Here is a 24,344-nt window from a genome sequence, read left to right as displayed (position 1 = left end):
CCCGTCCGGGACGGCGGGCGGACCGCCCGCGGTGTCCGGATAGGCTCGATCCCGTGGAGCCGTACGAACACACGACGCGACGCCGGCCCTGGGTGGTCGGGGTCTCCGGCGCGTCCGGGACGCCTTACGCCGCCGCCGTGGTGCGCGGCCTGCTGGCCGCCGGTGAGGCCGTGGACCTGGTGGTCAGCCGGGCCGCCCGGCTGACGCTGCTGGACGAGACCGGGATCCGCTTCCGGGACGGGCACTGGCGGCGGGACCTGGCGAGCTGGCTCGCGCTGGGCGCGGACGGCAAGGAGCACTTCGCCGTCGACGAGGCGGCCCTGGCCGATGTCCGCCACTGGGCGGCCGGGGATCTCGCCGCCGGTCCGTCCTCCGGTTCGTACCCCGCCAAGGGGATGCTGATCGTCCCGGCGAGCACCGCCTGCGTGGCCGGAGTGGCGCTGGGACTGTCGAAGGATCTGCTCCAGCGCGTGGCGAGCGTGACGCTGAAGGAGCGTCGGCCGTTGATCGTCGCGGTGCGCGAGACCCCGCTCAGCGGACAGACGCTCCGGCAGCTCGTGGCGCTCGACGACGCGGGAGCCGTGGTGCTGCCCGCCTCGCCGGCGTTCTACGCGGGGGCGACGCACATCCAGGATCTGGTGGACTTCGTCGCCGGGCGGGCGCTGGACGCGGCGGAAGTGCCGCACCGGCTGTACCGCCGCTGGGAAGGAGAGCTCGGTGGGGCGAGCGCTCGTGGGGAGGGCTAGCGCTTCTTGGCGCGCGGCAGGCGGATCTTCGCCGCGAGGCGCGGAGCCGGGGTGGACTGGTGGGCACGCGAGCGGTTGGCCAGGTCCTGGAGCTCGCGCATGCGGGCGTAGGCCATCTCGATCGAGTACACGAGGTCTTCACTCCTGAGATCGAAGGATCGTCGATGATTCGCTGATCTGGTGAAAGATTTTCGGGGTCTGGAACCCCGTACGCCTTAGATTCTACACTGAAACCGGCGAGTTCGCTGATTATTGAAAGGTGCCAGGCTATGGACGCGGTGGACAGGCAGCTCATCCAGGCGCTGCGGGAGAACGGCCGGGCGTCGTACGCGGAGCTCGGCAGGCTGGTCGGCCTGTCGGGGCCGAGCGTCACGGACCGGATCAACCGGCTGGAGGCGGCGGGCGTCATCACGGGCTACCGCGCGACCGTGAACGCGGCCTCGCTGGGCCTGGGCGTCACCGCCCTGATCGGCATCCAGCTCTCGGACGCCGCCGACCACGAGGACGTGGCGCGCCGGCTGCGCGACCTGGAGGAGATCGAGGACTGCTGGTTCATCGCCGGCGACGACTCGTACATGCTCAAGGTCCGGGTCGGCGACGTGGACGGGCTGGAGCGCACCATCCGCCGGCTCTCCGGCACCAAGGGCGTCAGCCGCACCCGCACCACGATCGTGCTCTCCACCAAGTGGGAGAACCGCGTGGGCGAGCTGCCCGAGGACGTCTGAGGTCGGGGGAGTAGGCTCGACGGGGTCTCGAAATCGGATGTATCGGAGAGGGCGGACGCATGGACGCTGGACTCAAGCGTGAGCTCGAGGAGAAGGTCTACGCGGGCGAGCGGCTCACCCGCGAGGACGGCATCGCCCTCTACGAGTCCGACGACCTGGCCTGGCTGGGCGGGCTCGCCCACCACGTCCGGACGAAGAAGAACGGCGACGTCGTCCACTTCAACGTCAACCGCCACCTCAACATGACCAATGTGTGCACGGCGTCGTGCGCGTACTGCTCGTTCCAGCGCAAGCCGGGCGAGAAGGACGCGTACACGATGCGCATCGAGGAAGCCGTCCGCCTGGCCAAGGCCATGGAGAGCGAGAACCTCACCGAGCTGCACATCGTCAACGGCCTCCACCCCACGCTGCCGTGGCGCTACTACCCGCGCTCCCTGCGCGCGCTCAAGGAGGCGCTGCCGAACGTCTCCCTGAAGGCGTTCACCGCCACCGAGATCCAGCACTTCGAGAAGATCTCCGGGATGCCCGCCGAGGAGATCCTCGACGAGCTGATCGACGCCGGTCTGGAGTCGCTGACCGGCGGCGGCGCGGAGATCTTCGACTGGGAGGTGCGGCAGCACATCGTCGACCACGACACCCACTGGGAGGACTGGTCGCGCATCCACCGCCTCGCCCACTCCAAGGGCCTCAAGGGCCCCTGCACCATGCTCTACGGGCACATCGAGGAGCCGCGCCACCGCGTGGACCACGTGCTGCGCCTGCGTGAGCTGCAGGACGAGACCGGTGGCTTCCACGTCTTCATCCCGCTGCGCTACCAGCACGACTTCGTGGACATGAAGGACGGCAAGATCCGCAACCGGCTCCAGGCGCGGACCACGATGGCGACGGGCGCCGAGGCGCTGAAGACCTTCGCCGTCTCCCGGCTGCTGTTCGACAACGTCCCGCACGTCAAGGTCTTCTGGGTGATGCACGGCGTGCAGACCGCCCAGCTCGCCCTCCAGCACGGCGCGGACGACATGGACGGCTCGGTCGTCGAGTACAAGATCACTCACGACGCCGACAACTACGGCACGCCGAACAAGCTCACCCGCGACGATCTGCTGGAGCTGATCCGCGACGCCGGCTTCCGTCCGGTGGAGCGCAACACCCGCTACGAGATCATCCGTGAGTACCCGGGTCCGGACGCCTCGCTGCGGGAGTCGCCGCAGCCGATGCGGGTCTGAGATCCACTTCTGGGCGTGCTGTACTACTGGAATTGCACGTTTCGGTTGTCGTCGAGAAGAAGGTCCCGTCCGTGAGTAGCCAGAAGTTCGCGTCGCTCCGCTACACCGCCCTGCGGCTCGGCCTGCTGGTCGGCTGCTTCGCCGTGGTCTGGGTGCTGTGCTACGTCCACGTCATCCCGCTCGGGGTCGGCAACTCCAACCTCGTCTGGATGATCCTGCTGGCGCTGATCCTCTCCGCGCCGCTGAGCTGGGTCCTGCTGCGCAAGCAGCGGGACGCCATGTCCGAGCAGATCGTGGAGCGGGTGGACCGCGCGAAGGCCAAGATGGCCGCGAACGCGGGCCAGGAGGACGCGGTTCAGTAACACTCCTCACATATACGACATACCTCTACCTGCGCCCCGCGCCGGAACTCCCGTTCCGGCGCGGGGCGCAGGCGTATTCCAGCGTGTTTCGGAGCGTTCCGGCGCGTTCTGATGTGCGTACGCCCCAAAGAAGTTCTTTGGGTTGCTCAAAGCATGAGTGTTAGGGTAATCCGCATGTCGACGTCACCGTCCCCCACGGCGGCCGCCTCGCGCGGGCGCATATCCCGCATACTCAGCGTGCCCTTCTGGGCCCAGATCCTGCTCGGCCTCACCCTGGGCGCCCTGCTCGGCTGGGCCGCCAAGAGCGGTGACATCGGCTGGCTCGGCAGCACGCTGGGCAGGATCGGTGACATCTTCGTCCAGCTGCTGATGCTGGTCATCGCGCCGCTGGTGTTCTTCGCGATCCTGGTCTCGATCACCAATCTGCGGAACGTCTCCAACGCCGCCCGGCTGGCCACCCGCACCCTGATGTGGTTCATGATCACGTCGCTGATCGCGGTCGTCATCGGTCTGGGGATCGGCCTCCTCACCGACCCGGGCGCGGGCACCGGCCTCACCGCCGCCGACGGCGCCGAGCCCAAGAAGCACGGCTCCTGGCTCGACTTCCTCACCGGCATCATCCCCACCGACATCGTCACGCCCTTCACCCAGCTGAAGGTCCTCCAGATCGTCTTCATGGCCGTGGTCGTCGGCATCGCGATCCTGAAGACCGGCGAGAAGGCCCAGCCCGTCCTCACCTTCAGCCACTCCGTGCTGGAGCTGTTGCAGAAGGCCCTGTGGTGGGTCATCAAGCTCGCCCCGCTGGGCACGGTCGGCCTGGTCGGCACTGCCATCTCCACCTACGGCTGGGGCCTGCTCAGCAAGTACGCGACGTTCACCGCCGACATCTACGTCGGCTGCGCCATCGTGCTGTTCGGCGTCTACCCGTTGCTGCTCGCGACCGTCGCCAAGGTCAACCCGCTGCGCTTCTTCAAGGGCGCCTGGCCCGCGATCCAGCTGGCCTTCGTCTCCCGCTCCTCCGTCGGCACCATGCCGCTGACCCAGAAGGTCACCGAGCGGCTCGGCGTCCCCAAGGAGTACGCGTCCTTCGCGGTGCCCTTCGGCTCGACGACCAAGATGGACGGCTGCGCCTCGATCTACCCGGCCATCGCCGCGATCTTCGTCGCCCAGGTCTTCGACGTGCCGCTGGAGGTCAAGGACTACATCCTGATCGCCTTCGTCTCCGTCATCGGCTCGGCCGCCACCGCCGGCCTCACCGGCGCCACCGTGATGCTCACGCTGACGCTCTCGACGCTGGGCCTGCCGATGGCGGGCGTGGGCCTGCTCCTGGCGATCGACCCGATCGTGGACATGATGAGGACCGCCACAAATGTCGCCGGGCAGTCGGTGATCCCGATCATCGTCGCCTCCCGGGAGAAGATCCTGGACCGTGCCGCCTACGACACGGCCGACGGCTCCCACCTGGAGGACGAGCCCGTCGCCGAGGTGCGCACCGCGCCCGTCGCCGCCTGACGGACTGGTAAGAAAGGGCCGGACGGCCCTCCGGAGGCTCGTTCCCGGCCCTTGACGTCCCTCCTCCCCGTGATATTACCTGCCGGTAGTGTGACGGGGGGGAGGGATTTTTTGTCGTGACGGTCGTGAGTAACGCACAGGTCGCAAGGGCCCCACGGGCCACGGAGAACACCACCCGGGAGGGCGCCACCGGGTCCGGGGGCGGGGCGCCGCCATCGCAGGATCCGGCCCCGAAGCGCAAGCGCGGCACCGGAAAGATCCGGCGGATGCCACGGGAGGTGCGCGAGCGGCAGATGCTCGACGCCGCGGTGGAGGTCTTCGCCCGGCGCGGCTACCGCGCCGCGTCCATGGACGAGATCGCCGAACTGGCCGGGGCCTCCAAGCCGCTGGTCTACCTCTATCTGAACTCGAAGGAAGACCTCTTCGGCGCCTGCGTCCGCCGCGAGGCCGAGGCCCTGAAGGCCTCGGTACGGGCCGCGATCGAGCCCGACGCCTCCGCCGACGACCGGCTGTGGCACGGACTGCGCGCCTTCTTCACCCACACCGCCGAACACCCCGACGGCTGGGCGGTGCTCAGCTGCCAGGCCCGGACGAACGGGGAGCCGGCCGCGCCCGTCGCGGACGAACTGCGGCAGGAGATGGTCGGCCTCGTCACCCGGCTCATCGCCGCCACCGCCGCCGAGGGCGCGGACGGGGACGGGAGCGCCGCCCTGGCGGGACACGAGGCCTCCGGACTGGCGCACGCGCTGGTGGGCGCCGCCGAGTCGCTCGCCGGGTGGGCCAACACCCGCACGGGCGCCGTCCCCTCGGCGAAGGAGACCGCCGCGACGCTGATGAACGTCGCCTGGGTGGGGCTGGAGAACCTCAGGGCCGGCCGGCGCTGGACGACACACGCCGCCCGGCCCTGAGCCGTCCCCCTCCTCCCCGGACCCGGAAGGCTCGGGGAGAGGGGGTGGTCGGCGCGGGCGCGCAGGCGTACCTTTACGGCCAGGCATCTACTGCCGAGTAATGTCGCCTGCCGGTTTCGCCTGTCGTTCGCCTGCCGTCCCGAACAGGAGCCGCACGTGTCCGCAACGCCCGGCGCCGCCGCGCCCCCGCCGCTCGTCCCGCCCCGTACGACCACCGTCGCCGGGACCGTCCGCGAGGCGGGCGTCCCCGCGCTCGCCCCGCGCGTCCACCACGGCACGCTCGGCGACCTGCCCTTCGACAACGCGGCCGAGGACCCCCACGCCGTCGCTTTCAGCCGCAAGGAACCCGGGAGCGCCGGCCGGCCCGTCTGGCGCGACATCACCGCCGCCCGCTTCGCCGCCGAGGTGCACGGCGTCGCCAAGGGCCTCGTCGCCCACGGCCTGCGGCCCGGCGACCGGCTCGCCATCATGGCCCGCACCCGCTACGAGTGGACGCTGCTCGACTTCGCCGCCTGGGCCGCCGGCCTGGTCACCGTGCCCGTCTACCCCACCTCCTCCGGCCACCAGGTCCGCTGGATCCTTCAGGACTCCGGCGCCGCCGCGTGCGTCGTCGAGACGCCCGAGCAGCTGAAGCTCGTCGCCGCCGCCCGCCCCGACTTACCCGCCCTCGCCCACGTCTGGCAGCTCGACACCGGGGCCGTGGCACGCTTCGTCGCCGCCGGACGGCGGCTGCCCGACCGGCTGATCACCGAACGCCGGGCCACCCGCACCCCCGAGGACATCGCCACCCTCGTCTACACCTCCGGCACCACCGGCCGCCCCAAGGGCTGCGTCCTCACCCACGCCAACTTCTTCGCCGAGGTCGACAACGCGATCGCGCTGCTGCACCCCGTCTTCACCGCCGTCAGCAGGCACCCCGCCTCCACCCTGCTCTTCCTGCCGCTCGCGCACGTCCTCGGCCGCATGGTCGCCGTCGGCTGCGTCCGCGCCCGGGTGCGCCTGGGCCACACCGACTCCCTCCGCGGCGACGAACTCCGCGCCGAGCTCGCCGGGTTCCGGCCGACGTTCCTCCTCGCCATCCCCTACGTCCTGGAGAAGATCTACAACACCGGCCGGGCGACGGCGGAGCGGCTCGGCCGCGCCGAGACCTTCGACCGCGCGGCCGCCGTGGCCCGGGAACACGCCGAGGCCACGGCCGCCGGCCTGGCCGGCACCGGACCCGGCCCCGGGCCCCGGCTGCGCGCCGCCCACGCCTTCTACAACCCGCTCGTCTACCGCCGGATCCGGGCCGCGCTCGGCGGCCGCGTCCGCTACGTCATCAGCGGCGGCTCCCCGCTGGGCACCCGGCTCACCGCCTTCTACGCCGGCGCCGGCATCGGGGTCTTCGAGGGCTACGGCCTCACCGAGACCACCGCCGCCGCCACCCTCACCCCGCCCCTGCTCCCCCGCCCCGGCACCGTCGGCTGGCCGCTGCCCGGCGGCGGCGTCCGCATAGCCGCCGACGGCGAGATCCTGCTGCGCGGGCCCCACGTCTTCGCCGGCTACTGGGACGCGGAGAAGGCGGAGGCGGTCCCGGTGTCCGGGGCGGACGAGTGGTTCGCCACCGGCGACCTGGGCGCGCTGGACGCCGAGGGCTACCTCACGATCACCGGCCGGAAGAAGGAACTCATCGTCACGTCCGGCGGCAAGAACGTCGCCCCGGCCCCCATGGAGGACCGCGTCCGGGCCCACCCCCTCGTCGACCAGTGCGTCGTCATCGGCGACGACCGGCCGTACGTCACGGCGTTGCTCACCCTCGACGCGGACGGGCTCGACCACTGGGCCCGCATGCGGGGCCTGGACGACGTACCGGCGCACGAGCTCGTGCACGACGAGGCGCTGCGGAGGGAGCTGGGGACGGCGGTGGAGGAGGCGAACGGGTACGTGTCGCGGGCGGAGTCGATCCGGCGGTTCGCGGTGCTGCCGGTGGAATTTTCCGTGGGCTCGGGGCACCTGACGCCTTCGCTCAAGCTCAGGCGGGAGGTCATCGCGCGCGATTTCGCGGAGGAGATCGGTGCGCTGTACGAGCGGTGAGAGGCCCCGACCCCGCCCTTTCTCCCCCAGCTACCGCTGGGAGGTGCCCCCAGTTTCCCAGGGGGCTGCCGCCCCCTAGGACCCCCGCTCGGTGGAGTCAGCAGTTACCCCGCGTCGGCCGTCCCGCGAAACGGTCGGCCAGCCAGTTGGCGGCAGGGATCGATTCCGCGATGACACCGGCGACGTGCTCGGCCAGCGGCAGCGATTTCCACCGCACGTCCGCGCCTCGGGCGCACCAGTCCGCCCGCAAGCCGCGTCCCACCTCGTACGGGATCAGCTCGTCGATCACCCCGTGGTAGAGGTACACGGGGTGGTCCGGCGCGTGGGTGCCCAGCCTCGACGCCCGCAGCACCCGCTGCCAGTCCGCCTCGTACAGCGGGTTCCTGACCGTCACGTCCCCGATCCGCTTGAAGAGCCCCGCCGCGACGTCGATGACCACGCAGTGCTTCTTCAGGAAGTCGATGTACGAACGCCCCCTGTCGTTAAGGTACTTGTCGAGCTCCAGCTCGGGGAAGGCGGCGTTCTGGCCGACGGCGGACATCAGGATCAGCCCGGCCCCGACGTTGCCGTTGTTGAAATCGGCGGTCTTCAGCAGATCGGCGGGTACGCCGCCCGTCGCCGTGCCGCGGACGTCGAGTTCGGGCGCGTACGAGTCGTGGAGCTCCGCCGCCCAGCTACTGGCCTGACCCCCCTGGGAGTAGCCCATGATGCCGACGGGCGTGTCCGGGCCCAGCCCCGCCTCCGGCAGCCGCAGCGCGGCGCGCGCGGCGTCGAGGACGGCGTGGCCCTCGGCGCGCCCGACGGTGTAGGTGTGGTCGCCGGGGGTGCCCAGGCCCTCGTAGTCGGTGACGGCGACGGCCCAGCCGCGCGCGGTCAGCAACTGGATGAGGTTGGCCTCCAGCGTGGTGCCGCGCGGGAAGCCCGCCGAGGGCGCGCACTGGTCGGCGATGCCCACCGTGCCCACGGCGTAGGTGATCAGCGGGCGGGGGCCGGTGCGCCCGTCCCGGGGGACGATCACGGTGCCGGAGACGACGTTCGGGGCGCCCTTGGCCGTGGTGGAGCGGTAGGTGACGTGCCAGGCACGGGTGTTCGTGGGCTGGCCCGGGAGCGGGTGGAAGGAGGTCGGGGCGGCGCTGACGATGTCGCCCGGCGATCCCGTGTCCGTACCGTCGGCCGCCGAGGCGGCGCCCGGCAGGCCGAACGTGACGACCAGCGCGGCCACCGCCGCGAGGGCCGTTCTGCGCAGGTGCATGCGGCTCTCCCCACTGTTGGAGACTGTTGGAGCGACTGCCGTGTGCAAACGGCTGGTTGGTGACCGTAGTGACCCGCCGGTAGGGCGGCGCTGACCGGAACGCTCAGCTTTCCTGGCCGCGCCGGTACGCCCCCGGTGTCGTCCCCGTCCAGCGGCGGAACGCCCGGTGGAAGGCGGCGTCCTCCGAGAAGCCCAGCCGCGCCGCCAGCTCCACGATCGGCTCCCGGCCGCCCGCCAGCCCGGCCAGCGCCGCCTCCCGCCGCACCTGGTCCTTCAGCCGCCGGTACGAGGTGCCCTCCTCCCGCAGCCGGCGCCGCAGCGTCGCAGGGCTCAGCGCCAGCCGGGCCGCCAGCCGGTCGAGCTCCGGCAGCCGGGCCGGGCGGCCCTCGCGCAGGGCGCGCGCGAACGCCCGCCGCACCTGCTCCGTCAGCGTCGTGCCGTACTCGTGGCGGCCGATGAGCACGGCGGGCGCCCGCCGCAGCAGCTCCTCCAGCGCCGCCTCGTCCCGCACCGGCGGCGCCGCCAGCCACCGGGCGTCGAACAGGGCGCCCGCCCGGAACGTCCGCCCCGGCCCGAAGCCCACCGGGCAGTCGAACAGCGGCCCGTACTCGCCCGCGTGGGGCGGCGGCGGGCAGTCGAAGCGGACCCGGCGCAGCGGGATCCGCCGGCCGATCAGCCAGCTCGCCAGCCGGTGCCAGATCACCAGCACGCATTCGGCCAGGAACCGCCCCTCGGCGTGGTCGCGCAGATCGTTGCGGACGGCGAACTCCGCCTCCTCGCCGCTGCGTTCGAGCGCGAGGTCCGGGCCGCCAGGGAAGAGCCCGTAGAACCGCACGGCCCGCTCCAGCGCCGTGCCCAGGTCCCGGCAGCCGATGCTGGCGTAGCACATCATGGCGAACGTCCCCGGTCTGCTGGGCACCGAGCCCAGCCCCATGAACTCGTCCTCCGTGGCCCGCTGCACCGCGCGGACCAGCAGCGCGAACTGCTCGGCGGTCACCCGCGCCCGCTCGTCGCCCAGCGACAGCGGCGGAATCCCGGCCCGTTGGAGCAGCGACACGCTGTCGAGCCCCTGCCGCCGCGCCCCGCCGAGCGCGGCCCGCACCTGGTGCACGGTGATCGTCCGGCTGCTCATGCACCGCACGGTAACCCCGTTGAACGCCCGGGTCAGCGGGGCCGACGATTCCGGTCATCCCCGCGGGGGCGGGTGAGGTGGACCGTGCCGGATGGGTACATCGTTACGCAGCATTCCTGTTCGTGCGTTCCTCGCCCGCATGTCTGTACGGGAGGTCCCATGCCGCAGCAACGCCCCGACACTTTCGCCGAGTTCACCGAATGGGCGGCGGAGCGGTACGGGGGCCTGCCCGCGCTGCGCTTCCGCCACGGCGACGGCTGGGCGGAGACGGATTACGACCGGCTGCGCGAGACCGTGCGCACCCTCGGCCGGGGCCTGATCGGGCTCGGCGTGCGCCCGGACGACCGGGTGGCGATCCTGGCGGAGACCCGCCCGGAGTGGACCCACGCCCAGTTCGCCGCGCTGGCCGCCGGCGCGGTCGTCGTGCCCGTCTACCCCACCGCCGGGCAGGAGGAGCTGGCCTGGGTGCTGGGCGACTCCGGCGCCTCCGTCGTCATCTGCGAGAACGCCGCCCAGGCCGCCCGTGTGACGGCCGTCCGCGACGGACTGCCCGAGCTGCGCCACCTGGTGCTGATGGACGGCGACCCCAGCGGCTCACCCGTCGGCACCCACCTCCTCGGCGCGCTGCCCGCAGCCGCGCCCCTGGACGAGCTCCTCGCGCGCGCCGCCGGGCGCAAGGGCGACGACCTGTGCACCATCGTCTACACCTCCGGCACCACCGGCCTCCCCAAGGGCTGCCGCCTCACCCACGCCAATCTCGTCTCCAACCAGGACGCCACCGCCGACCTCACCGGCGGCGGCCCCGGCGAGACCACGTACCTCTACCTGCCGCTCGCCCACATCCTCGGGCAGCTCATCCAGCTGACCACGTTCCGCCGGGGCGGCGCGCTCTGCTACTTCGGCGGCCGGGTCGAGAACGTCGTCGCCGAACTCGCCGAGGTCCGGCCCCACCACCTGCCCTCCGTGCCCCGGCTCTTCGAGAAGGTCCACGCCGGTGCCGTCGCCCTCGCCGAGGCGCACGGCCCCGAGGGCCTGGCCCGCCTGGAGGCGGCCGTCCGCGTCGGCCTGGAGGTGGCCGCGCTGCGCGAGCGGGGCGAGGAGCCGGACGAGGCGCTGCGCGGCGCCTGGGAGGCGGCCGAGGAGCGCGTCTTCGCCCCCGCGCGGGCGGCCTTCGGCGGCAGGCTGCGCTGGGCCCTCACGGGGGCCGCGCCCATCGCGCCGCAGACGCTGGACTTCCTGCGCGCCTGCGGCATCGCCCTCTACGAGGGCTACGGCATGACCGAGGCGTCCGGCGTGATCACCGTCAACCATCCGGGCGCCGTGCGCCCCGGCACGGTCGGGCGGGCGATCCCCGGCTGCGAGCTGCGGATCGCGGAGGACGGCGAGGTGCTGGCCCGGGGCCCCGGCGTCTTCGCCGGGTACCACGGCAACCCGGCCGCCACCGCCGACGCGGTCGACGCGGACGGCTGGCTGCGCACCGGCGACATCGGCACCCTCGACGCGGACGGCTACCTCAGCATCACCGGCCGCAAGAAGGACCTGATCATCACGTCCAGCGGCAAGAACCTGACCCCCTCGCTGTGGGAGTTCGCCGTCCAGCAGTCCCGCTGGATCTCCCGCGCGGTCATGATCGGCGACCGCCGGCCCCACCCGGTGGCGCTGCTCACCCTCGACACAGCGGAGATCACGGCGTGGGCCGCCTCCGAGGGGGTGGTTTTCGATGCCGGAGGGCCCGCCCGGCACCCGGCGGTGCGGCGGCTGTGCGAGGAGGCGGTGGCGGCGGCCAACGAGCGGGTGGCGCGGCCCGCCCGGGTCCGGGCGTTCACGATCCTGACCGGGGACTTCGGCGTGGAGAACGGCACCCTGACGCCAACCTTGAAACTCCGCCGGACGGCGGTCGCGGAGCGCTATGCCGGGGAAATCGAGGCGTTGTACGAAGGTCGGTACGAAAACGAGTGCGAGAGTGAAATAAGTGGCGCCAGTGGGTGATCACTTTGCCGGTCGCAGATGACCGGTCGAAGATGACCGGATAAAAACTTTGTGAACAGGCCATGGACCGGCCGGACCCGCCCAAAAGGCAGGAGCCCCGCCCTCCGCCGAAGCGGAAGGCAGGGCTCCTTGGGTGATCCCCGGAGAACCGGGGATCGGCAAATCACGCCGGGGTGACGTTCTCCGCCTGCGGGCCCTTGGGGCCCTGCGTGACGTCGAAGGTGACCGCCTGGTTCTCCTCGAGGGAGCGGAAGCCAGCGGCGTTGATCGCGGAGTAGTGGACAAAGACGTCGGGGCCCCCGCCGTCCTGGGCGATGAAGCCAAAGCCCTTTTCAGCGTTGAACCACTTCACGGTTCCGGTAGCCATAAGCCCTCCTTGGGCCAAAGGGTTGCCCTGCTCCAGAACCTGCGAGAAGTCTGAAAACTACAAAAGCCTGCGGGGTCACATGCTCCGCAGGCTCTGTACTGCAAGGGAAACCAAACTGCAACTTGCGGCGAGCCTAGCACGCGACGTTGTTCCGGGGAAGGAGTTGAAGATCACGCCCACGGCGGGTTTTCCGGCCCTTGCGGGCGGAAAAGATTGCCGGTCGGGCACTTGTAGCGGCACCCCGGCCCGGCGGCCGCGAGGAGTCGGGGCTAGCCTCCGGATGTGGACAATTCAGCCTCAGATGTAGCGATCGCCGTCGACGCTCCGGAGCGGCCGCGCAGCCGTCCGCGTGTCGGCCACATCCAGTTCCTCAACTGCCTGCCCCTCTACTGGGGGCTCGCCCGCACGGGCACGCTGCTGGACCTGGACCTGACCAAGGACACCCCCGACAAGCTCAGCGAGCAGCTGATCGCCGGGGAGCTGGACATGGGGCCGGTCACGCTCGTCGAGTTCCTGAGAAACGCGGACGACCTCGTCGCGCTGTCCGACATCGCGGTGGGCTGCGACGGCCCCGTCATGTCCTGCGTCATCGTCTCCCAGCTGCCGCTGGACCGGCTGGACGGGGCCCGGGTGGCCCTCGGCTCCACCTCGCGCACCTCCGTCCGGCTCGCCCAGCTGCTGCTCGCCGAGCGCTACGGCGTGTCCCCGGACTACTACACCTGCCCGCCGGACCTCGCCGCGATGATGCAGGAGGCCGACGCGGCCGTCCTGATCGGTGACGCCGCCCTGCGGGCCTCGCTGCACGACGCGCCGAGGCTGGGGCTGACCGTCCACGACCTGGGGACGATGTGGAAGGAGTGGACGGGCCTGCCGTTCGTCTTCGCCGTCTGGGCCGCCCGCAAGGACTACCTGGCCCGGGAGCCGGAGCTCGTCGCCCAGGTCCACCAGGCGTTCCTGGCCTCCCGGGACCTCTCCCTGGAGGAGGTCGGCAAGGTCGCCGACCAGGCCGCCCGCTGGGAGTCCTTCGACGCCGAGCTGCTGGAGCGCTACTTCACGACGCTGGACTTCCGCTTCGGCCCGGACCAGCTGGCGGGCGTGTCGGAGTTCGCCCGCCGCACCGGCCCGACGACCGGCTTCCCCGCCGACGTCCGGGTGGAGCTGCTGAAGCCCTGACCCCTCCGGGGAGTCCGGGGAGGAATCAGGGCTCCATACGCCGACGGCCGGGCCCCGTGGAACCACCGGGGCCCGGCCGTCTCCGCGTGGACGGTCAGGAGGAGGGCGTCGGCCCCTCCATCTGCTCGCTGATCCACTGGATGCTGCTGTTGCCCATGCCCTTCACGTAGGTCTTGGCGTCGTGCTTGCCGCCCTGGATGACCTCGAGATGGGTGTGGATGGGGCCCTTGTTGCCGTAGGTGGCGATGTACTTGTCGACGCCCTGCCGTGTGATGGCGGCTTCCAGCGTTCCGTACTGGAACGCGATGTAGACGTCGTTCTTCGACTTGGTGTCGATCAGCCGCTGCGAGAGCACCTCGGGGTTGTTCTCGCGCTTCTCGGCGTCGTAGCCCTTCCACAGCGGGGAGTCCGGGACGATGTCCGGGCCGGAGGCGATGACGGCCTTGAACTTGTCCGGGTGCTTCATGACGGCCTTGAAGCCGGCGAAGCCACCGGAGGAGGAGCCCATGAACGCCCAGCCGTCACGCGACTTCAGCGTGCGGAAGTTCTGCTTCATGAGGTCCGGGACGTCCTCGGTGAGCCAGGTGCCCATCTTGGCCTGGCCGGGGATGTCGCTGCCGTCGTAGTAGTTCTTGTCGTTCGGGTTGAGGATGGGCATGGCCAGCAGGAACGGCTTGCTCTTGCCCTCGTCCGCCCACTTGGCGATGGAGGACTCCAGGCCGAGGTCGGTGCCCATCCAGTAGTTGTTCGGGTAGCCGGGGCCACCGGGCAGCGCGATCAGGACCGGGAAGCCGCTCTTGGCGTACTTGGGGTCCTTGTACTGCTTGGGCGCCCAGACCCAGACCTTGCCCGTGAAACCGGACTTCTTGCCCGTGATGGTCACGACGCCGATCTCGGTGCCGTCGCCGAGCGTGTTGGCGTTCTTGAACTGCGCCGCCGGGCCCGTCGGCATCAGCGTCTTGGAGTCACCGGAGTCGCCGCCGGTGGTGCCGCCGGCCTGGCCGCCGTTCTTGTCGGCGCCCTGACCGAAGCTGACCGGGTCGCCCTTCTTGGAGAACGGGCCGACCTCCAGGTACTTCAGCACACCACCCGTGATCAGGCCGACTATGGCTATGGACGCCACGACGATCGTCCAGAACTTGGCGCGGGAAGCCCGCTGGCGCCCCTGCGACTGGTACTGACCGTCGTACTGGTCGTCGTACTGACCGCCGTACTGGTCCCCGTACTGGTCGTCCCGAGGGTCGCGACCGTCACGGCCGTCCTGGCCGTTGTACGGACCGTAGCCGTCAGCCGGCGGGTAGGTGCCCGGGCCGCCCTGCTGACGGTAGCCACCGCCCTGCTGCTGGTAGCCGCGGTCCTGGCCGCCGTAGCCGCCGCCCTGCTGCGGGTAGCCGCCCGGCCGGGGGCCGAAGCCACCACCCTGCGGGTGGCCGCCGCCCTGTTGCTGATATCCCCCGTTGGGCCGGTAGCCCCCGTTGGGTGAGTGCGCCATCGCGTCGCTCCGGATGATGCTGCTGCCCCGAAGGACATGACGGTTTGTTCCTTCCTAGTTGATGGGCAAACCAGGGTCCGGGGTTCCTCGGACGGCCCGTGAATTGAGTCATAGGCTGAAAATCGGGGCCGCAGGGCCCGCTCAAGGGGGAGGCGAAGGTCCCGATGCAACGGCTGTCCGAGGAAGACCCGCAGGTCATAGGCGCGTACCGGCTGCTGGGGCGGATCGGGGCGGGCGGCATGGGCCGGGTGTACCTGGGCCGTAGCGCCGGTGGCCGCACCGTCGCCGTCAAGGTCGTGCACCCGCATTTCGCCCTGGACACGCAATTCCGGGCGCGTTTCCGGCGAGAAGTGGAATCCGCCCGGAAAGTCGGTGGCGCGTGGACGGCGCCCGTCCTCGACGCCGATCCGGACGCCGCCGTTCCGTGGGTGGCGACGGGCTATGTCGCCGGGCCCTCGCTGACCGAGGCCGTCGCCGAGGTGGGCCCGCTGCCGGAAGCGGCGGTACGGGCGATCGGGGCGGGCCTGGCGGAGGCGCTGACGGCGGTGCACGGGCTGGGGCTGGTCCACCGCGACGTCAAGCCCTCCAACGTGCTGCTCGCCCTGGACGGCCCCCGTCTGATCGACTTCGGCATCGCCCGCGCCACGGAAGGCACCGCGTCCCTGACCGCGACCGGCGTCTCCATCGGCTCGCCCGGCTACATGGCCCCCGAACAGATCGTGGGCAAGGACGTCACGGGCGCCGCCGACGTCTTCTCGCTGGGCGCGGTCCTCACGTACGCGGCCACGGGCGAGCCGCCCTTCACGGGCGACAGCTCGGCCGCCCTCCTCTACAAGGTCGTCCACGAGGAGCCCGTCCTGGGCCCGGCCCTGACGGGCGGGCTGCGGCAGCTGGTGACGGCCTGCCTGGCCAAGGACCCGACGGCCCGCCCGACCCCGGCCGAGCTCGCCCGCGGTCTGAGCGGCCCGACGGACGCGTCCGCCCTCATCCGCCCGGGCTGGCTGCCGGGCCCGCTGGTGGAGAGGGTGAGCAGGCAGGCGGTGGAACTGCTGGACCTGGATCACCCAGCCTCTCCGGCGTTCGAGGAGCGGGGGCCCGGGGGCGGAGCCCCCGAAAGAAACGGTGAAAGGGCGGGACAGGGGCAAAACCTCGCCCACGCGCCGACCGCGACCGCCGAAGCCGCCAAGGCGGCCAAGTCCGCCGCCGTATCCCTCGCCACCCGCAAGGGAAGAGGCTGCACGCTCGTCCTGACCGTCGCCGGCGCCCTGGCCGCCGTCACCACCGCGGCGTTCTTCCTCGGCCTGCTGCCCGGCACGGGCGGGAGCGGCCGCGACGGGGCGGCCGGGCGCCCGGCCGCCAGCGCGGCCCCCTCCCGGCCGGCCACCGTCCTCGGGGACTTCGCGGGCACCTGGACCGGCCAGGTCGTCCAGTCCGACGGCACTCCCAACGGCACCATGACCAGCGTCATCACCGACGATCCCCAGGCCCCCTACGCGGTCCGTACGACCTACGACGTGCTCGGCGTCATCCAGTGCCACAGCAAGGCCAAACTGACCTCGGCCACCACCGGGAGGATCACCCTGGAGGAGAGCACCGACGGCACCGCCGGGCCCGGCTGCACCGGCCAGACCTCGGCCGTGACGTACACCCTCGCCCCGGACGGCACCGTCGCCTTCGCCTCGGACGACGAGAAGGGCGGCAAGGTCAGGGCGAAGCTGACCCGGAGCGGCCGCTGACCGGCCCGGTATCCGGCCCGGTATCCGGCCCGTACGGCCGCCTCGCGTAGGCTGACCCGGTATTCGCATACCCCCTCCGAAGGGACGCCCGGTGACCGAGAACGCCGACCTCAAGTCCTTTGATGTCACAGCCGTCCTCGACCGCGCCGCGGCCGGCGGCCGGATCACCCCGGAGGAGGCGCTCGAGCTCTACCGCTCCGCGCCGCTGCACGCCCTGGGCGCGGCCGCCGACGCCGTGCGCCGCAAGCGCTACGCGGGCACCGAGCACATCGCGACGTACATCATCGAGCGCAACATCAACTACACCAACGCCTGCGTCACCGCGTGCAAGTTCTGCGCCTTCTACGCCCCGCCCAAGAGCGAGAAGGTCTGGACGCGCCCGATGGACGACATCCTGCGCCGCTGCGCGGAGACGGTCGAGCTGGGCGGCACCCAGATCATGTTCCAGGGCGGCCACCACCCCGACTACGGCGTGGAGTACTACGAGGAGCACTTCGCGGCGATCAAGAAGGAGTTCCCGCAGCTCGTGATCCACTCCCTCGGCGCGTCCGAGGTCGATCACATGGCGCGGATCTCCGGTGTGAGCGTCGAGGAGGCCATCCGCCGCATCCACGCCGCCGGTCTGGACTCCTTCGCGGGCGCCGGCGCCGAGCTGCTGCCGGAGCGGCCGCGCAAGGCCATCGCGCCGCTGAAGGAGTCCGGCGAGCGCTGGCTGGAGATCATGGAGATCGCCCACACCATGGGCGTCGAGTCGACCTCCACGATGCTGATGGGCACGGGCGAGACCAACGCCGAGCGGATCGAGCACCTCCGCATGATCCGTGACGTCCAGGACCGCACGGGCGGCTTCCGCGCGTTCATCCCGTACACGTACCAGCCCGAGAACAACCACCTGAAGGGCCGGACGCAGGCGACCCTCTTCGAGTACCTGCGCATGATCGCCATCGCGCGGCTCTTCCTCGACAACGTCGCCCACATCCAGGGCTCCTGGCTGACCACGGGCAAGGAGGTCGGCCAGCTGTCGCTGCACTACGGCGCGGACGACCTCGGCTCGATCATGCTGGAGGAGAACGTGGTCTCCTCGGCCGGCGCCAAGCACCGCTCCAACCGGATGGAGATCATCGATCTCATCCGCAAGGCGGGCCGTGTCCCGGCGCAGCGCGCCACGACGTACGAGCACCTGGTCGTCCACGACGACCCGGCGAACGACCCGGTCGACGACCGCGTCGTCTCCCACCTGTCGTCCACGGCCATCGAGGGCGGCACGGCCCACCCCGAGCTGAAGATCGTCCAGGCGAGCTGACGGCCCGGTCCCTTGCTGACGCTCCACGCCGCCGACCTGCTGATCGCCGTCCCCGGCACGGCTCCCGTGCCGGACGGCGCGGTGGTCGTCGACGGTGCCACGGTCGCGGCGCTCGGCCCGTACGAGGAGCTCGCGGCGGCGTATCCCCGGGCACGGGTGCGGCGGTGGCCGGGGGTGCTCACGCCCGGGCTGCGGCAGTGGCACGGCACGTGGCTGCTGGAGCGCGCCTACCACCCGGATCCCCGCGAGCACGAGGAGCTGGGCGACCGGCCGCTGACGGGGGAGCGGCTCGAAGCGCTCGACATGACCGACACGCGCTGGGCGGGCAGTGTCCGGCGCGGGGTGCAGCAGATGCTGCGGCACGGCACGACAGCGGTGGCGATCGGCTCGAACCCGGCGGTGGCGACGGCGGTCGCGCGGTCCGGCCTGACGGTCGTCCCGGCCCTCGGCGCCCCGGGCATCCTCTTCGAGGAGCCGAACCTCGACCCCTTCCGCAACGCGTACGGCCTCGCGGACGCCGTCGCCTCCCCCCTGACCGTCGGCGGCCGCGCCGACTTCGCCGTCTTCGACGTGCCGGACGTGCCGGACGCGCTCGACGAGGCGGCGCTGCTGGAGGCGGGCGCGGGCACGTGCGTCGCCACGGTGCTGGCGGGCCGGCTGGTGCACCGGCGCCGCTGAGCGGGCGCTGGGAGGCCGCTGTGAGGGCGTGCCGCGACGGCCCGTCAGTGATCCGTCAGGAGCGCGTCCCCGCACGTCAGGGCGCCGTCAAGAGGAGCCGTTCGTACCGCTTCACCCGGCAGGATGGTGATCGCGGGGACGGCCGCTTCGGTCGTCCCGCGGTGCGAAGGTGTGGCGGGCCCAGTCGTCGGACAGGCCGCGAGGACGCGCACGACCGGTCGGAAACCTGTTGCCGAGGGGGCCATGGGTGGGGGGACCGGTGGTTCTCGGGGCGGGCCCACAGGAGCGAGCGCAATCGGCACCGCGAGACGGCCGGTCCTTCCCGGGGCGGCCGTCCCCGTCCAAGGTCTTTTGGGCCGTGGTGAAGAATGGGTCCGTGACCCGAGCAACCCTGGACAAGCAGCCGCACGAAGTCGCCGCGATGTTCGACGACGTGGCGGCGAAGTACGACCTGACCAACGACGTCATCTCGCTCGGTCAGGCCCGGCTCTGGCGCAAGGCCGTGGCCCGCGCCGTCGACGCCCGCCCGGGGCAGAAGGTCCTCGACCTCGCCGCCGGTACGGGCACGTCCTCGCTCCCGTTCGCCATGGACGGCGCCTACGTCGTCCCGTGCGACTTCTCGCTGGGCATGCTGCGCGAGGGCAAGAAGCGCAACCCCTGGCTGCCGCTGACCGCCGGCGACGCCACGAAGCTGCCCTTCGCGGACGGCGTCTTCGACGCCGTGACCATCTCCTTCGGGCTGCGCAACGTCCAGGAGACGGACACCGCGCTGCGTGAGCTCCTGCGCGTGACCAAGCCGGGCGGGCGCGTGGTGATCTGCGAGTTCAGCCAGCCCACCTGGGGGCCGTTCCGCACGGTCTACAGCGAGTACCTGATGCGCGCCCTGCCGCCGATCGCCCGGACGGTGTGCAGCAACCCCGACGCGTACGTCTACCTCGCCGAGTCGATCCGCGAGTGGCCCGACCAGCCCGCGCTCGCCGCGCGGCTCCAGAAGGCCGGCTGGTCGAAGGTGGCGTGGCGCGATCTGACGGGCGGCGTCGTCGCGCTGCACCGCGGATTCAAGCCGCAGGACTGACGCCCGGTCGTCCGGCCGGTCGTTCGGCCTGGCGTTCGGTCGGTCGCCCGGCAGGGTCGCTCCGGGGAGCGTTTGTCATGGGCAGGGCGGTCAAGATCGATACGATCTTGACCGCCCTGCCCATGATCGTCTGATCGCTTGATCGTCGCCGAGCCCCGGAGGCACCGTGCCGACCGCGCCACCCCCGCCGTCGTACCCCCCGCCCCCCATGCACGCCCCGCCCTCGCGCGGGGCGCTGTTCCTGCGCCGTACGGTCGCGGGGGACTGGGTGGGGGCGGCGAAGGCGGCGCTGTGGCCGTCCGCCCTGCTCCTCGTCCTCGCGGTCGCGATCTCGCTGCCGTCCTCGGACGAGTTCGACCGCGCCCGCCTCGGCGACTGGTCCGACCGCTTCCAGGTCGTCCTCGCCCTGCTCGTCCAGGGCCTCGGCGGCACGCTGGACGTGGAGCTGCGCGGCGGGGACTCGCTGCTGTCGATGTTCCTGCGCGGCAGCGGTTATCTCTCCGTATGGCCGCTGACGGTCACGATTCTGTGGGCCGGAGCGGTGGCTCTGGGCACGGCCCGGCTGCGGCGCGCGGCGGGAGCGACGGACGGTGCGCCCGAGGCCGCCGTGCGCGTCGCGCTGCTGTGCGGGGCGGCGGTGCTGGTGCTCGCCCTGTGCGGGCAGCCGGACGTCGAGAACCTGTCGGTCTCCACCTCGCCCGGCCTCGCCGCGCTGTTCTCCTGCGCGCTGGCGGGCGCGGTCAGCGGCGCGATGCTGTGCCGCGACCGGCTCGTCGCGCGCCTGGGCGCCGGCGCCCAGGTGGTCGTACGGGCGTGGGGCACCGCCCTGCGCGCCCTCGCCCTGTCGGTGGCGCTCTGCGCGCTGGTCGCGTTCGTCGTCCTCGCCGCGAACCAGGACGAGGTCGGCGGCTGGACCGTCGTCGGCTCGCTCCCGGTGCTGGTCAACCTCGGCCTGATGGCGCTCGGCGTCTCCTGGGGCGCGGGCGTCGAGGCCTCGTCCACCGAGCACAGCCGTCATGTGGGCGGCACCCTCGGCCTCTCCGAGATCGGTGAACTGGCGGGCGGCTGGGCCCAGGCCGGCGCCGTGGCGCTGGGCGTGGTGTGCGCGGTGATCCTCGCCGTCCTGGCGGCGCGGCGCTCGGCGGACCGGGTGGAGCAGGTGCTCTCCGGGGTGTTCTTCCTGGCGGCGGTGTGGCTGCTGTCGTTCGTCTCCGGCGGCGACATGCGGATGACCTCCGGTCCGTCCTCCTTCTCGGGCCGCCTGCGCGGCATGGAGGCGTCGGTCGGCACGAACGCCGGGGAACTGCTGCTGTTCGGGCTGCTGTGGACGGCGGGCGCGGTGCTGCTGGCGGGGGTGCTGGGCCGTCAGGGGACGAGCGGGACGGAAGGGGCGAGCGGGACGAACGGAACGGGTGCGGGTGTGGTGCCGCCGGTGCCGGGCCGGCCGCCGGTGGCGGCTCAGCCGCCCGTACCCGCGCAGCCGCCCACGGCTCCGCCGGTTCCGGCCGTTCCGGTCGTTCCGCCTGTTCCGGCCGTGGCGCCCGTCGCACCGCCCGTCGTGCCCCCGGTGCCGTCCGAGGCGCCGACGGCCGTCGTGCCCCCGCCGCACACCGCGTTCGCACCTGCTGTCACCCCCGCCCCCGCCCCTGTCCCCGTCCCCGCCCCCCTCCCCCCGCGCGCCGGGTCCGTTCGCGGGCCGATCGTGTGGGCGGCCATCGGCCTGGCGGCGTTCCTGGTCGGCGGTGCCGCGACGGCCGGGGTGATGCTGGTGGGCCGGACCGACGGCGGGCGGCAGGACAGCGCGCGCCACGACGGCGACGACCGGGGCGGGCGCGTCGTCGTGACCCCCTCGGCAGGACCCGCCGAGCCGTCCGCTTCCTCCGGCCCTTCCGGTCCCACCGGCTCCCCGACCGCCCCGGCCCCCGACCCGGCCTCGAACCCGGGCGCGACGCCCTCCGTCCCGCCCGGCTACGCCATGCGGGACGACTCACTCGGCTTCCGGCTCGCCGTCCCCGACGGCTGGAAGCGCGGCGACAAGGGCAACCACCAGATCGACTACGAGCCGGGCACCGGAGGCTCGTACCTCCGCGTCGGGCTCCTCCCCAAGAGCCCGCAGACCGCGTACGACCACTTCCTGGAGCTGGAGAAGACGCTCAAGGAGAAGAACGACACGTACCAGCGGGTCGCGCTCGACGCCAACACCTTCCAGGGACGTCCCGGCGCGCGCTGGGAGTTCACCTGGGTCCAGCGGGACACGGGCAGGACGATGCACGCCGTCGACCAGGCGTACGTGAACGAGGCCGCCACGGAGTACGCCGTCTACTTCCAGGCGCGCGACGAGTACTGGGCGGGTTCGCGCAAGGTGTTCGACACGGCCCTGGCCACTTGGTCGGTCATCCCCGTCGACTTCGACTGACCCCCACGGGCCCGGCGGGGGCGCCCCCATAGACTGCACTCGTCCCCAATCGACGAGTCTTCGGGAGTCCCCGCCGTGACCGAGTCCCCCTCCGAACACAGCGCTGATGTGATCGTCGTCGGGGCGGGCCCGGCCGGCTCCACGACCGCGTACCACCTGGCCAAGGCGGGCCTCGACGTCCTCCTTCTGGAGAAGACGGCCTTCCCGCGCGAGAAGGTGTGCGGCGACGGCCTCACCCCGCGCGCCACCAAGCAGCTCGTGGCGATGGGCATCGACATCTCCGAGGAAGCGGGCTGGCTGCGCAACAAGGGCCTCCGCATCATCGGCGGCGGCGTCCGCCTGGAGCTCGACTGGCCGGAGCTGGCGTCCTTCCCGGACTACGGACTGGTCCGCAAGCGCGACGACTTCGACGAGCAGCTCGCCCGGCAGGCCGTCAAGGCCGGTGCCCGGCTGTACGAGCGCTGCAACGTCGGCGCGCCCGTCATCGACGACCGCACGGGCCACATCACCGGCGTCGAGGCGAAGCTGGGCGAGGAGAAGCGGCCCGTCACCTTCCACGCCCCGCTGGTCGTCGCCGCCGACGGCAACTCCTCGCGCCTCTCGCTGGCCATGGGCCTCCACCGCCGCGAGGACCGCCCGATGGGCGTCGCCGTCCGCACGTACTTCACCTCCCCGCGTCACGACGACGACTACCTGGAGTCCTGGCTGGAGCTCTGGGACCGCCGCGGCCCCGGCCCGGACCGGCTGCTGCCCGGCTACGGCTGGATCTTCGGCATGGGCGACGGCACGAGCAACGTCGGCCTCGGCGTCCTCAACACCTCCGACTCCTTCAAGGAGCTGGACTGGCGCGAGGTGCTCAAGGCGTGGTGCGCCTCGATGCCCGAGGACTGGGGCTACACCCCGGAGAACATGACCGGCCCCATCCGCGGCGCCGCCCTCCCCATGGCGTTCAACCGTCAGCCGCACTACACCCGCGGCCTGCTGCTCGTCGGCGACGCGGGCGGGCTCGTCAACCCCTTCAACGGCGAGGGCATCGCCTACGCCATGGAGTCGGGCCAGATCGTCGCCGACGTCATCGTCCAGGCGCACGCCCGTGCCTCGTACGCGCAGCGGGAACTCGCCCTGCAGCGCTACCCGAAGGTCCTCAAGGACACCTACGGCGGCTACTACACGCTCGGCCGGGCCTTCGTGAAGCTCATCGGCAACCCGAAGATCATGAAGCTGGCGACGGAGCGCGGCCTGACGCATCCGCTGCTGATGAAGTTCACGCTGAAGATGCTGGCCAACCTGACCGACCCGACGGGCGGCGACGCGATGGACCGCATCATCAACGGCCTGAGCAAGGTGGCGCCGCGCTCGTAGGCGGTCCTTGCTTGGAGGTTCATCCTTTCGTGGGGCTTTCGCGTCGTTTCGGCGCGTCGGTTCCACGGAAGGTAATGGGGAGAGCCGGAGTCCCGTTGTGAAGGGGATGTGCTCGCCATGAACCGCAAGCGTTTCGCACGCCTCACACTGGCGGCCTTCCTCCTCCCTGTCGCCTTCCTCGTCGCCTTCCTGGCGGGGCCCGCCGCCCATGCGGCGACCTCCTGCACGGTCAACGGCGCCCCGGTGCCCGGTCCGGACATCACGGGCATCGACGGCGACGACGTCATCGTCTGCGGCGGCCTGGACGCGGGTGCCACCGTCGACGCCCGGGGCGGCGCCGACACGATCACCCTCACCGGGGACGTGTCCGGCACCGTCCTCGGCGGCGACGGCGCGGACCACATCGTCCTCGCGGAGGGCGCCCGGCTCACCGAGAAGGGCGTCATCGACGGCCAGGCCGGGCGGGACGAGATCGATCTCAGGGGCGCGGTCCTCGGCACGGTCCGCGGCGGCCAGGACGACGACCTCATCCTCCTCTTCAAGACCGCCACGACCGGCGAGGCCGGCGTCATCCGCGGCGCCCGGGGCGCGGACGTCATCCTCGTCGACGGCGCCGTCACCATCCGCGGCCTCGTCGAAGGCGTCGGCGAGAACGACTTCATCGACATCAACGGCACCGTCGCCCCCACGGGCCGGGTGCACGGCGACGACGGGGACGACGTCCTGCACGTCCACGTCAACCAGGGCGAGGTGGACGGGGGCGACGGCACGGACGTGTGTACGGTCGACAGCGGGAATCAGCCCCTGAACTGCCCGTGAG

At 71.9% G+C, this 24,344-nt stretch carries 21 protein-coding genes; 16 read left to right on the top strand and 5 right to left on the bottom strand.

Going from position 1 to position 24,344, the window contains the following annotated elements; translation table 11 throughout:
* Positions 1–53: 53 nt before the first annotated feature.
* The gene (locus ACX9I7_RS17375; RefSeq protein WP_387569288.1) at positions 54–746 is read left to right on the top strand and encodes a UbiX family flavin prenyltransferase; all 693 of its coding nucleotides are present in this window, start codon (positions 54–56) and stop codon (positions 744–746) included.
* Here ACX9I7_RS17375 and ACX9I7_RS17370 read toward each other — a convergent pair.
* On the bottom strand, positions 743–877 hold the full coding sequence (locus ACX9I7_RS17370; RefSeq protein ID WP_268248362.1) for a hypothetical protein: 135 nt from the start codon (positions 875–877) through the stop codon (positions 743–745). The two genes, ACX9I7_RS17375 and ACX9I7_RS17370, sit on opposite strands and share 4 nt — an antisense overlap.
* A gap of 138 nt (positions 878–1,015) precedes the next feature.
* On the opposite strand from ACX9I7_RS17370, the gene ACX9I7_RS17365 reads away from it, so the two are divergent.
* The 6 genes from ACX9I7_RS17365 to ACX9I7_RS17340 all read left to right on the top strand — a co-directional run bounded on the left by ACX9I7_RS17365 (position 1,016) and on the right by ACX9I7_RS17340 (position 7,549).
* Positions 1,016–1,471: an Lrp/AsnC family transcriptional regulator gene (locus tag ACX9I7_RS17365; RefSeq protein ID WP_126914801.1), complete on the top strand. Its 456-nt coding sequence runs from the start codon at positions 1,016–1,018 to the stop codon at positions 1,469–1,471.
* 59 nt (positions 1,472–1,530) lie between these two features.
* Complete coding sequence (mqnE, locus tag ACX9I7_RS17360) at positions 1,531–2,694, top strand: aminofutalosine synthase MqnE (protein WP_189456643.1); 1,164 nt, start codon at positions 1,531–1,533, stop codon at positions 2,692–2,694.
* 71 nt (positions 2,695–2,765) lie between these two features.
* The gene (locus ACX9I7_RS17355; RefSeq protein WP_189456641.1) at positions 2,766–3,056 is read left to right on the top strand and encodes a DUF4229 domain-containing protein; all 291 of its coding nucleotides are present in this window, start codon (positions 2,766–2,768) and stop codon (positions 3,054–3,056) included.
* A gap of 174 nt (positions 3,057–3,230) precedes the next feature.
* Complete coding sequence (locus ACX9I7_RS17350) at positions 3,231–4,568, top strand: dicarboxylate/amino acid:cation symporter (RefSeq protein ID WP_387569281.1); 1,338 nt, start codon at positions 3,231–3,233, stop codon at positions 4,566–4,568.
* A gap of 266 nt (positions 4,569–4,834) precedes the next feature.
* A complete protein-coding gene (locus tag ACX9I7_RS17345) occupies positions 4,835–5,476 on the top strand; it encodes a TetR/AcrR family transcriptional regulator (RefSeq protein WP_459387832.1) in 642 nt (213 codons plus the stop codon).
* 156 nt (positions 5,477–5,632) lie between these two features.
* Positions 5,633–7,549: an AMP-dependent synthetase/ligase gene (locus tag ACX9I7_RS17340; protein ID WP_387569275.1), complete on the top strand. Its 1,917-nt coding sequence runs from the start codon at positions 5,633–5,635 to the stop codon at positions 7,547–7,549.
* Between the two features lie 97 nt (positions 7,550–7,646).
* On the opposite strand, the gene ACX9I7_RS17335 is transcribed toward ACX9I7_RS17340, so the two are convergent.
* On the bottom strand, positions 7,647–8,801 hold the full coding sequence (locus tag ACX9I7_RS17335; RefSeq protein WP_387569272.1) for a lipase family protein: 1,155 nt from the start codon (positions 8,799–8,801) through the stop codon (positions 7,647–7,649).
* 103 nt (positions 8,802–8,904) lie between these two features.
* Positions 8,905–9,933, bottom strand: coding sequence for an AraC family transcriptional regulator (locus ACX9I7_RS17330; RefSeq protein ID WP_459387831.1), 1,029 nt, complete (start codon positions 9,931–9,933; stop codon positions 8,905–8,907).
* A 159-nt stretch (positions 9,934–10,092) separates the two neighbouring features.
* Here ACX9I7_RS17330 and ACX9I7_RS17325 point away from each other — a divergent pair, with 159 nt between their 5' ends.
* On the top strand, positions 10,093–11,922 hold the full coding sequence (locus ACX9I7_RS17325) for an AMP-dependent synthetase/ligase (protein ID WP_459387830.1): 1,830 nt from the start codon (positions 10,093–10,095) through the stop codon (positions 11,920–11,922).
* 163 nt (positions 11,923–12,085) lie between these two features.
* Here ACX9I7_RS17325 and ACX9I7_RS17320 read toward each other — a convergent pair whose 3' ends face one another.
* Positions 12,086–12,289, bottom strand: a complete 204-nt coding sequence (locus ACX9I7_RS17320; RefSeq protein ID WP_126914791.1) for a cold-shock protein — start codon at positions 12,287–12,289, stop codon at positions 12,086–12,088.
* A 282-nt stretch (positions 12,290–12,571) separates the two neighbouring features.
* On the opposite strand from ACX9I7_RS17320, the gene ACX9I7_RS17315 reads away from it, so the two are divergent.
* Positions 12,572–13,462, top strand: a complete 891-nt coding sequence (locus ACX9I7_RS17315) for a menaquinone biosynthetic enzyme MqnA/MqnD family protein (protein WP_126914790.1) — start codon at positions 12,572–12,574, stop codon at positions 13,460–13,462.
* Between the two features lie 94 nt (positions 13,463–13,556).
* Here the strand turns inward: ACX9I7_RS17315 and ACX9I7_RS17310 are convergent, their stop codons facing one another.
* Positions 13,557–14,954 carry an alpha/beta hydrolase gene (locus tag ACX9I7_RS17310; protein ID WP_387569263.1) on the bottom strand — a complete coding sequence of 466 codons (1,398 nt, stop codon included), beginning with the start codon at positions 14,952–14,954 and terminating at the stop codon, positions 13,557–13,559.
* A gap of 164 nt (positions 14,955–15,118) precedes the next feature.
* Here ACX9I7_RS17310 and ACX9I7_RS17305 point away from each other — a divergent pair, with 164 nt between their 5' ends.
* The 7 genes from ACX9I7_RS17305 to ACX9I7_RS17275 all read left to right on the top strand — a co-directional run bounded on the left by ACX9I7_RS17305 (position 15,119) and on the right by ACX9I7_RS17275 (position 24,343).
* Positions 15,119–16,690: a serine/threonine-protein kinase gene (locus ACX9I7_RS17305; RefSeq protein WP_459387829.1), complete on the top strand. Its 1,572-nt coding sequence runs from the start codon at positions 15,119–15,121 to the stop codon at positions 16,688–16,690.
* A 91-nt stretch (positions 16,691–16,781) separates the two neighbouring features.
* Complete coding sequence (mqnC, locus tag ACX9I7_RS17300; protein WP_358631165.1) at positions 16,782–17,993, top strand: cyclic dehypoxanthinyl futalosine synthase; 1,212 nt, start codon at positions 16,782–16,784, stop codon at positions 17,991–17,993.
* 12 nt (positions 17,994–18,005) lie between these two features.
* A complete protein-coding gene (locus ACX9I7_RS17295) occupies positions 18,006–18,671 on the top strand; it encodes an amidohydrolase family protein (protein WP_459387828.1) in 666 nt (221 codons plus the stop codon).
* Positions 18,672–19,047: 376 nt separating this feature from the next.
* On the top strand, positions 19,048–19,746 hold the full coding sequence (locus ACX9I7_RS17290) for a demethylmenaquinone methyltransferase (RefSeq protein ID WP_189456619.1): 699 nt from the start codon (positions 19,048–19,050) through the stop codon (positions 19,744–19,746).
* Positions 19,747–19,954: 208 nt separating this feature from the next.
* Positions 19,955–22,162, top strand: a complete 2,208-nt coding sequence (locus ACX9I7_RS17285; protein ID WP_459387827.1) for a hypothetical protein — start codon at positions 19,955–19,957, stop codon at positions 22,160–22,162.
* Positions 22,163–22,237: 75 nt separating this feature from the next.
* On the top strand, positions 22,238–23,524 hold the full coding sequence (locus ACX9I7_RS17280; protein ID WP_189456616.1) for a geranylgeranyl reductase family protein: 1,287 nt from the start codon (positions 22,238–22,240) through the stop codon (positions 23,522–23,524).
* Between the two features lie 117 nt (positions 23,525–23,641).
* Positions 23,642–24,343 carry a hypothetical protein gene (locus ACX9I7_RS17275; RefSeq protein WP_459387826.1) on the top strand — a complete coding sequence of 234 codons (702 nt, stop codon included), beginning with the start codon at positions 23,642–23,644 and terminating at the stop codon, positions 24,341–24,343.
* Position 24,344: the final 1 nt, after the last annotated feature.

The sequence above is a fragment of the Streptomyces sp. L500 genome (assembly GCF_054551825.1).
Note: the sequence above shows the minus strand (reverse complement) of the source record. Positions and strands in the feature narration are given on the sequence as shown.

What these genes read in the sequence shown, in the direction of transcription:
- ACX9I7_RS17285 (WP_459387827.1), top strand. Translation starts at nt 19,955, where the DNA reads ATGCACGCCCCGCCCTCGCGCGGGGCGCTGTTCCTGCGCCGTACGGTC.
- ACX9I7_RS17320 (WP_126914791.1), bottom strand. Translation starts at nt 12,289, where the DNA reads ATGGCTACCGGAACCGTGAAGTGGTTCAACGCTGAAAAGGGCTTTGGC.
- mqnE (WP_189456643.1), top strand. Translation starts at nt 1,531, where the DNA reads ATGGACGCTGGACTCAAGCGTGAGCTCGAGGAGAAGGTCTACGCGGGC.
- ACX9I7_RS17335 (WP_387569272.1), bottom strand. Translation starts at nt 8,801, where the DNA reads ATGCACCTGCGCAGAACGGCCCTCGCGGCGGTGGCCGCGCTGGTCGTC.
- ACX9I7_RS17350 (WP_387569281.1), top strand. Translation starts at nt 3,231, where the DNA reads ATGTCGACGTCACCGTCCCCCACGGCGGCCGCCTCGCGCGGGCGCATA.
- ACX9I7_RS17275 (WP_459387826.1), top strand. Translation starts at nt 23,642, where the DNA reads ATGAACCGCAAGCGTTTCGCACGCCTCACACTGGCGGCCTTCCTCCTC.
- ACX9I7_RS17330 (WP_459387831.1), bottom strand. Translation starts at nt 9,933, where the DNA reads ATGAGCAGCCGGACGATCACCGTGCACCAGGTGCGGGCCGCGCTCGGC.
- ACX9I7_RS17365 (WP_126914801.1), top strand. Translation starts at nt 1,016, where the DNA reads ATGGACGCGGTGGACAGGCAGCTCATCCAGGCGCTGCGGGAGAACGGC.
- ACX9I7_RS17325 (WP_459387830.1), top strand. Translation starts at nt 10,093, where the DNA reads ATGCCGCAGCAACGCCCCGACACTTTCGCCGAGTTCACCGAATGGGCG.
- ACX9I7_RS17310 (WP_387569263.1), bottom strand. Translation starts at nt 14,954, where the DNA reads ATGGCGCACTCACCCAACGGGGGCTACCGGCCCAACGGGGGATATCAG.
- ACX9I7_RS17345 (WP_459387832.1), top strand. Translation starts at nt 4,835, where the DNA reads ATGCCACGGGAGGTGCGCGAGCGGCAGATGCTCGACGCCGCGGTGGAG.
- ACX9I7_RS17305 (WP_459387829.1), top strand. Translation starts at nt 15,119, where the DNA reads ATGCAACGGCTGTCCGAGGAAGACCCGCAGGTCATAGGCGCGTACCGG.